This is a genomic window from Alcanivorax sp. HI0083 (genome assembly GCF_001635175.1).
Genome location: NZ_LWFX01000997.1, coordinates 1 through 8,775 on the forward strand (window position 1 = coordinate 1; position 8,775 = coordinate 8,775).

The following is an 8,775-nucleotide window of genomic DNA, read 5'->3' on the forward strand; positions in this document are numbered from 1 at the left end:
AACGGGCAACGGGTTTGGCGCCAAGGTGGAAAAGCTTATGCTTTTGGCTCTCCAGGTTCGACTGGATATCGCTCAGGCTCTGACGGCCGGAAAGCTGAGACATGGCCATGCCAATGAATTGATCCCAGCGCGTGGCGGATCTCAGTTTTTGCCCGTGATGATGCTCTTTGGCCAGCCTCTCAAAATCATGTCTCGAAACCGGTTTGAGCAGTTGGTGAAAGGCGGTGTTATGATGTGACAAAGCCTGAACCTCCCTGATCACAATGTTTTCCTCGCAGAATCATTGTAACCAGTTCGGTTCAGGCTTTTTCATTTGTCCCTCAACTGTGGGACAGCAGTGGGCCAATTGGCCGGGCTTTTTTGTGCCGGTCTGCCCGCAACACGGACCTCGACCCTGCTAGCGTCTAGCGCAGATCACCCACCCAACGCAGGCAACCACAGTGATATCTGCGGAAACAGAATCAGAATGAAGGTGGCGATCAGCAGCATAAAGATAAACGGCGGCGTACCCCGAATCACATCCAGATAGGGGCGACGGAACACCGCAATGGCGGTGAAAATATCGCACCCGAACGGCGGCGTGGCGGAACCAATAGCCGCCTGCAGGGTAACGATCACGCCCACGTGAATCGGGTCCAGGTTGGCGGATTCGATCAGCGGCTTGAAGATCGGCACCAGAATCAGGATCACCACGATGGGGTCCACAAACATGCAGCCAATAAAGAATGCCACGGCGATCAGCGCCAGCGCCGCCACCTGATTCTGGCCAATGGATTCAATGGCAGGCCCCAGCAGTTTCTCGGGAATCCCGGCAGTCCCCAAAGTGTGGGAAAACGCCGCGCCAATGGCCACCAGGATAAAGACCACCGCAGTGATCATCCCGGAGGACAACGCCAGCCCCCCCAGGTCCTTCACGCTGACCTTGCGGAAAATCACCACTTCCAGCAGCAAGGCATACGCCACCGCGATGGCCGACGCTTCCACCGCACTGAACAGCCCGCCATAAATACCGCCGACCACCAGAATCGGGAAGCCCAGCGGCAAGATCGCCCCCCGCATGGCCTTGAAGCGTACCCCCCAGCTGGCCCGCTCCTCTGGCTCAATCCCTTTGACCCGGGCGCCAATCCAGCAGTAGACGGAGAACATCAGCAGCACCAGCAGGCCCGGCAGGATACCTGCCAGGAAGAGGTCGCCGATGGAGGTTTTCATCACCACGCCATAAACGATAAACCCAATACTGGGGGGGATCAGCAGCGCGATATCACTGGCATTGATGATTAACGCCAGCGCAAAACTGTCGGAATAGCCCTTGGACAGCAGGCGCGGGCGCATGGGGCCACCCATGGCCACCACCGTGGCCTGGGTGGAACCGGACACCGCGCCAAACACCGCACAGGACGCCGCGGTGGTGATCGGCAAACCGCCGCGCAGATGCCGGGTAAAGGCATCCACCAGGTCCAGCAACCGGTTGGCGGTATGGCCCTTGGTGAGAATATCCGCAGCAAAGATAAACATGGGCACTGCCGCCAACACCCAGCTACCGACACCATTGACCATCCAGGTGATAGCCTGGTCCGGGCCGAAGAAAGTCAGCCCGGTGAACATCATGAACAATGTCCCCACCGCCAGCGGCACCATCATGGGGTACCCCATCATCAGCAACACCAGCATGATCACAGCCAGAATGATTAACACAGCGACAACCCCCTCATTCAGCAGCACTCATAGCAAAAAACCGGCTACGCATCAGCGCTGGCCATCCTGATCATCCACAGCCGCCGCCTCCAGCGGCACCGCTTCATAGCTTTCTTCTTCGTTGAACGACCGCCAGACACCCTTGGATACCGCATTGCGGGTAAAGGTCAGCAGGTACTGGATGCCAGCCATGCTGAACCCCGCAGGCAGTGCCAGGTAGACCAGCCACATGGGCACCTGCAGTGACGCACTCACCCGGCCACGCTCCTGAATATCAAAGACGTACTGACCGGATTTCCAGGCGAAATAAAACATCAGCGTCGCCGTTCCCAGGCAAATCAACATCTGCAGCCCCTTGCGGGCCTTGCCATTGAGCTGTTCATAGATGGCGGACATGCGGATGTGACGGGCGTGGCGGGCCGCGTAGCCCAGCCCCACGAAGGTCAGTACCACGATCAGCATTTTCACCACTTCATAGGTACCGGGAATCCCTTCATCAAACAGGGTCTGCCCCACCACATGGCCACTCATCAACAGGGCCATGGCCAGAATGCAGCCGCCGATAATGACGCGCTCAATCACCCCCAGAGTGCGATCCAGCCAGGAAAGTACGAGAAGAAAGGAATCAATCATCATGGCAACGCCTATAAACACGACGACGAAAAACAGCCCCCGGATTCGGGAACTGGAGAAGTCCTTTGTGACACAAAACATGTGCGATTGTCGAAACTGCGAGCCTTTCACCCTGGCAGGTCGTAAACCCCCGCAGAGCAAGGAATGCAGACGATATAGCCGGTCACAACACCGTCACCGCCCGGTATTTATTTTGACATCTAAATGTTTTATCTCTAAGATAGCCTACCACTTATCGCAAGGGATTACTCGCCATTGCCCTGTTTTGATGGAGATAGAATCTTTACATCTCAAAGGTGATTGCAGACAAACCATGTCTAATTTCGGTCACATTACTTTGTTATCAAGAGAATTTTCGGCAATGGCCAGACACGAAGACGTGCTAATCGCATTACGACAGATCATTCGCGCCACGGACCTCTACTCACGCAAGCTGAGCAAGGTATCCGGCCTGACATCGCCCCAGCTTCTCATCATGCAGGCGATTGCGGCGCACGGTGAGATGACCATGGGGGATCTGGCCAACGAGGTATCACTGAGCCAGGCCACCGTCACCACCATTCTCGACCGTCTGGAAAAGCGGGAGCTACTGGGCCGCAAGCGTGGCGAGCAGGATAAACGCCGTGTTTATGCCCACCTGACCTCCGCCGGCCTGGATATCATCGAGAAGGCCCCCACCCCGCTCCAGGACGAATTCATCGAACGCTTTGACCGCCTTGAGGATTGGGAGCAATCTTTAATTCTTAGCTCCCTGCAGCGGGTTGCGGCAATGATGAATGCCGGCGATATCGACGCCTCGCCGGTACTGGATCTGGGGGCCATTGATCGCGCGCAACCGGCGGTAGAAATGAACAGCCGCCGGGACGCAAACTCTTTCTCCAAAACGGACCATAAGTGAAACCATGTCAGCAGACGATGCGAAAAAAACGGATTCATCCACCGACAAATCGGATGACATCACCTTTCGTAAACCTGAAAGCCAGGACGGTAGCCGGGTTCACAAACTGATCAGCGAGTGCAAGCCTCTGGACGAGAACTCCGTCTACTGTAACTTGCTGCAGTGCACCCACTTTGCCGACACCTCAGTGGCGGCAGAAATGGACGGGGACCTGGTCGGCTTTATTTCCGGCTACATCCCGCCCAAGCAGCAAAATGTCCTGTTTGTCTGGCAGGTAGCGGTGCACGAAAAAGCCCGGGGCAAGGGCCTGGCCAAGCGCATGCTGGCCGAACTGATCGAGCGCGAAGAAAGCACCGATGTTCAGTTCATTGAGACCACCATCACCCCGGACAACGAAGCCTCCTGGGGCATGTTCCGCAGCTTCGCCTACCAGCGCAGCATGCCCACGGAAGAATTTATTCTGTTCGATTCGCGCATTCACTTTGCCGGCGAACATAACGACGAATACCTGCTACGTATCGGCCCGTTCAATCGCGACGACGCGTAAACGCACCCCGAACCAGCAACCCTAATTCAAGCGAGGACCAGGAATCATGAGTACAGAAACCATGGATACAGACATTTTTGAAAGCCACGAATCGGAAGTAATGAGCTATGCACGTAGCTTTCCGGTGGTATTCGATCAGGCCAAAGGCAGCTATCTGTACGACGAAAATGGCAAGGAATACATCGACTTCCTGGCCGGTGCAGGCACCCTGAACTACGGCCACAACAACCCGGTCCTGAAAGAAAAGCTGCTGGAATACATCCAGCGCGACGGCATCGTTCACGGCCTGGACATGCACACCGCTGCCAAACGTGAGTTCATGGATGCCTTCTATGAAACGATTCTGAAGCCGCGCGATATGGATCACGTGATGCAGTTCACCGGCCCCACCGGCACCAACGCGGTGGAAGCGGCATTGAAAATTGCCCGTAACATCAAAGGCCGTGAAAACATCATCAGCTTCACCAACGGCTTCCACGGTGTAAGCCTGGGCGCGTTGGCCGCCACCGGTAACAGCCACCACCGTGGCGTCGCTGGCGTGACCATGGGCGGTGTCACCCCCATGCCGTACGACGGCTATCTGGGTGATGCATTCGACACCACCGAATACCTGGACAAGGTACTGGGCGATTCCTCCAGCGGCGTTGACCATCCTGCGGCCGTCATCGTTGAAACTGTACAGGGCGAAGGCGGCATCAACGCAGCCAGCTTCGACTGGTTGCGCAACCTGGAAAAAGTGTGTCGCAAGCACGACATGCTGCTGATCCTGGATGACATCCAGGCCGGCTGTGGTCGTACCGGCACCTTCTTCAGCTTTGATGACATCGGCATCAGCCCGGACATCATCACCCTATCCAAGTCCCTGAGCGGCTATGGCCTGCCTTTCGCCATGGTGCTACTGAAGCCGGAACTGGATCAGTGGAAACCCGGCGAGCACAACGGCACCTTCCGTGGCCACAACCTGGCTTTCGTAACCGCCGCTGCAGCGCTGAACCACTACTGGCGCGATGACAAATTCGCCAAGGAAGTGCAGAAGAAAGCGGACATCATTACCGACCACTTCCGCGAGATTGCCAACAGCTACGACAGCCACTGGTTCTACCTAAACGGCCGCGGCATGATGCAGGGCCTGGTCGCCCGCGATGGCGAAGTCGCTGGCGAAATCACCAAAGCCTGCTTCAAGCGTCAGCTGGTGATTGAAACCTCCGGCGCCGATGATCAGGTGATCAAGACCCTTTGCCCGCTGACCATCAGCGAAGAGGACCTGGTTCGCGCCCTTGAGATCGTCAAGGAAAGCGTAGAAGAAGTGATGACCGACCGCATCAAGCGCGGCGAAGCTCACTCCGTGGCCAGCATCACTGCCTAACACGGCGGTTCCCGCTCCCCCGCCTCCTTTTTCGCGAGAGTGGGGGAGCGTTATTTCTCCCTCCCCCGATTTTTAGCTCAGGAGTTATCCATGATCGTTCGCACTCTGGCTGAAGCCGAGAAGTCTGACCGCTGTGTCAAAGCCGAAAACGGCAACTGGCAGTCTGTTCGCCTGTCTCTCAAAGAAGACAAGATGGGGCACTCGTTCAACATCACCACCATCTTCAAAGGCACCAAGACCCATATCAAATACGCCAACCACTGGGAATCCGTCTACGTGATTTCCGGTAGCGGCAAGATCGAGACCCTGGATGACGGCAAGGTCTACGACCTGACTCCGGGCACCATCTACCTGCTCGACGAGCACGACGAGCATTACCTCTACGGTGGCGAAAACGAAGACATGGTCGTCGCCTGTGCTTTCACTCCGCCCCTGAGCGGCAAGGAAGTGCACGACGAGAACGGTGTTTACCCGGCAGATGTGGATTAAGAGACGCATCATGCTGCATGCAACAGGCTTGCACGCAAAAAAGGGACGCTTCGGCGTCCCTTTTTTTGCGTGTAGCGTGCTGCATGCTGCATGTTGCTTGCAGCCCCTCTCATTCAAAACGCATATTTCGCCGTGAACTGCACGCGCTTGAGATTGCCGTCGTCCCCATTCTCGATTTCCCGATCGGCATAGATCAGCTCACCGCCGAGAGAGAGTGGTTTCGCGACCTGCCAGATCAGGTTGGCGTGGGCGCTTTGCACCCGTTTGCTGGTGGTCACCGCCACGGTATCGGGGTTATCCGCTTCACTGACCGAGACCGCAAAGTTGGAACGCCAGCGATCACTCCAGTGATGGCGCAACGCCAGCACACCGCTCCATTGATCGATCAGCTCGATACTGCCATCCGCCTCAATCTGGCCTGAGCGGAATGCGTTGAGCGTGGTGTAACGGCCCAGCGCATTACCATAGTTCGCCTGGAAACGAATATCGTCCATGGCGCCCAGCATGACGCGACCAGCAACGGCAAGACCGTAACCGTATTTGTCTTCCTCATAGGGGACGGCGGCCACAGTATCTTGATACTTCAGTTGTCGCCCCATGGCCGACAGGCTCACATTGCCCCAATCACCTACCAAGTTATAGCGGGCAACGACATCCGGAGCACTGTTGTCATCATACTCACTGGGATTGCTATCCCCGCCATACAGAGTCGTAGACGGATTTTCCAAAGCCAGCATGATCGGGCCACTCGTATAGCGAATCTGCGGCTGGCGCTCAAACACCGTTCCCGCCGCACCAACAAAATCCAGCGTTTCCGGTAGCGCACTCACATTGAAAAAAGTGGACCAGGTCTGCCCGAACAACCACTTGTCCCAGGTCAGATAGGCATGGCGAATACGCGGCGAATAGCTGTTACTGATGCGCTCGTCACCAATACCGTTAGTCTGAAAATCAATTTCAATATGCCCTCGCACCATGCCGGCGGAGGTCATGGTTTCACTCTTTAGCCAAAAGCGGCTTTGCTTGGCAATAAAATCCAGCTCTTCCGAGCTTGCCTCTCCCCCAACCGGGATGGTGGACGGCACCATGAAATCGCGCCCGATCGAACCGGCGGCCAGATCGCCATCGCTGTATTTGCTCATCATGGTGTCGGCCTTGATAAAGCCGCCGAAATCGATATGGGTATTACCACTTTTCACCCCATCCATGCGCTCTTCAAGCACAATGATGCGTTCCTCCAGCGTTGTGTCTGCACCGGCAATGCCTGCCTGCGCCAACACCAAGGCGCCGCACAGGTACGTGGCTTTTCTTGCTGTCATGGCCCTGTCCTCTTATTGTCATCAACACGAAAGTGACTCCGATTGACAGCTTGCTGAGCGTTTTGCCAACACTCTATTAGCCATAGGTCGAAGGTGATTAAACACCAGAGGCTCGACGCACAATGCCTGACAAGGAAAACCTGAGTAATGACAAGGTTTCTGCCTACTGAATACCGCACGATGCCCGCATCGCTTCCCACAGAAGCGGGATAAACCTGAAGTCATGCCTTGGCGGTTTTCCTTGTTGCCTGGAGCGGGTTGTATGTTGCACCTCTAATACCAAGGTCTAATTCAGCCCGCCCCCCTGTTTTTGCACACTCTTGGCATTCATTTCTGCTCCACTTTTCTGGTGAGCACTTTTCGAGTGAGGGAAGTCCCATGGAAACGGGCCTGCGTATGCCGGTTAAAGAGGCATTAAAAGACCGCTGCTGGATTGACGGCAATGATTACCATGCGTTGTACCAACAGAGCCTGGATGACAGCGTTGGCTTCTGGCGCCGACAGGCACAGCGGATCGACTGGCAGCACTTCCCCCAACAGATTCGCGACACCCATTTCAGCCCCGCTGATCTGCACATTCGCTGGTTTCATGATGGTGAGCTGAATGCCGCAGAAAACTGTATAGATCGCCACCTGGCCACCAACAGAGACGGCATAGCACTACTGTGGGAACCGGACTCTCCGGACCAGGATCGCCGGCAGATCACCTATCAGCAGTTACACCAACATGTCGGCAAGCTGGCCAACACCCTCAAACAGCAGGGCATTGGCAAAGGTGACCGGGTGATGATTTACATGCCCATGATTCCCGAAGCGGTATTCGCCATGCTCGCCTGCGCCCGCATCGGCGCCATTCATTCGGTGGTGTTCGCCGGCTTTTCTCCGGACGCCCTGGCGGGCCGCATCGCCGATTGCGGTGCCAAAATGGTGATCACCGCAGACGGCGGGCGTCGCGGCGGCAAGATCGTACCGCTAAAAGATAACGTGGATGCGGCCCTGGAACAGGCCGGCACCGACAGCGTCGACAAGGTACTGGTGGTCAACCATGTGGGCTGCGATAGCCACTGGTTTGCGCAACGGGATCTGGATTTTCATGAACAGCTGGCACGCAGTGACGTCGACTGCCCTGCCGAGCCCATGAATGCGGAAGATCCGTTATTCATCCTCTATACCTCCGGCTCCACCGGCCAGCCAAAAGGTGTGCTGCACACCACCGGCGGCTATATGGTCTATGCCTCATTAACCCACCAGCTGGCCTTCGATTATCACCCGGGACAAGTGTACTGGTGCACCGCGGATGTGGGCTGGATTACCGGCCATACCTATCTGGTCTATGGTCCGCTTGCCAACGGCGCCACCTGCGTCATGTTCGAAGGGGTACCCAACTACCCGGACGATCAGCGAGTCGGTGAGATTATTGACCGCTACAATATCGACATTCTTTATACCGCTCCCACCGCCATCCGCGCACTGATGGCCGGCGGCGAGCATTGCTGTGCCAACAGCCGGCGCGACAGTCTGCGCATCCTGGCCACAGCCGGGGAACCCATCAACCCGGCCGCCTGGCACTGGTTCCACGACCAGCTGGGTAACGGCCAGGCGGCTGTGGTCGACACCTGGTGGCAGACAGAAACCGGCGGCATCATGATCTGCCCTCTGCCCGGTGCCATTGAAGCCAAACCCGGTGCTGCCACCTTGCCCTTTTTCGGTGTCCAGCCGGCACTGGTGGATAACGACGGCAAGCTGCTGCACGGCGCTGCAGAGGGCAACCTGGTCATCGCCGATAGCTGGCCCGGCCAGGCCCGCACCTTGTGGGGCGATCACCCGC

General features: G+C 56.8%; 9 protein-coding genes. 5 read left to right on the top strand and 4 right to left on the bottom strand.

The window, feature by feature from the left end; all coding sequences use genetic code 11:
• The 3 genes from A3754_RS26145 to A3754_RS12040 all read right to left on the bottom strand — a co-directional run.
• Positions 1–241: DUF4372 domain-containing protein (locus tag A3754_RS26145; RefSeq protein WP_156496963.1), on the bottom strand; the 241-nt coding region annotated here is incomplete at its 3' end.
• A 173-nt stretch (positions 242–414) separates the two neighbouring features.
• Complete coding sequence (locus A3754_RS12035; RefSeq protein ID WP_063519880.1) at positions 415–1,695, bottom strand: TRAP transporter large permease; 1,281 nt, start codon at positions 1,693–1,695, stop codon at positions 415–417.
• Positions 1,696–1,746: 51 nt separating this feature from the next.
• The gene (locus A3754_RS12040) at positions 1,747–2,331 is read right to left on the bottom strand and encodes a TRAP transporter small permease (RefSeq protein ID WP_063519881.1); all 585 of its coding nucleotides are present in this window, start codon (positions 2,329–2,331) and stop codon (positions 1,747–1,749) included.
• 358 nt (positions 2,332–2,689) lie between these two features.
• On the opposite strand from A3754_RS12040, the gene A3754_RS12045 reads away from it, so the two are divergent.
• The 4 genes from A3754_RS12045 (at position 2,690) to A3754_RS12060 (ending at position 5,628) form a co-directional block, all read left to right on the top strand.
• On the top strand, positions 2,690–3,226 hold the full coding sequence (locus tag A3754_RS12045) for a MarR family winged helix-turn-helix transcriptional regulator (RefSeq protein WP_063519882.1): 537 nt from the start codon (positions 2,690–2,692) through the stop codon (positions 3,224–3,226).
• A 4-nt stretch (positions 3,227–3,230) separates the two neighbouring features.
• Entirely contained in the window at positions 3,231–3,773 is a 543-nt protein-coding gene (ectA, locus tag A3754_RS12050) for a diaminobutyrate acetyltransferase (protein WP_063519883.1), read from the top strand.
• Positions 3,774–3,834: 61 nt separating this feature from the next.
• Entirely contained in the window at positions 3,835–5,139 is a 1,305-nt protein-coding gene (ectB, locus tag A3754_RS12055; protein ID WP_063519886.1) for a diaminobutyrate--2-oxoglutarate transaminase, read from the top strand.
• A gap of 90 nt (positions 5,140–5,229) precedes the next feature.
• On the top strand, positions 5,230–5,628 hold the full coding sequence (locus A3754_RS12060) for an ectoine synthase (RefSeq protein ID WP_007149683.1): 399 nt from the start codon (positions 5,230–5,232) through the stop codon (positions 5,626–5,628).
• Between the two features lie 113 nt (positions 5,629–5,741).
• Here the strand turns inward: A3754_RS12060 and A3754_RS12065 are convergent, their stop codons facing one another.
• Positions 5,742–6,947 carry a DcaP family trimeric outer membrane transporter gene (locus A3754_RS12065; protein WP_063519884.1) on the bottom strand — a complete coding sequence of 402 codons (1,206 nt, stop codon included), beginning with the start codon at positions 6,945–6,947 and terminating at the stop codon, positions 5,742–5,744.
• A gap of 378 nt (positions 6,948–7,325) precedes the next feature.
• Here A3754_RS12065 and A3754_RS12070 point away from each other — a divergent pair.
• Positions 7,326–8,775: acetate--CoA ligase (locus A3754_RS12070; protein WP_063519885.1), on the top strand; the 1,450-nt coding region annotated here is incomplete at its 3' end.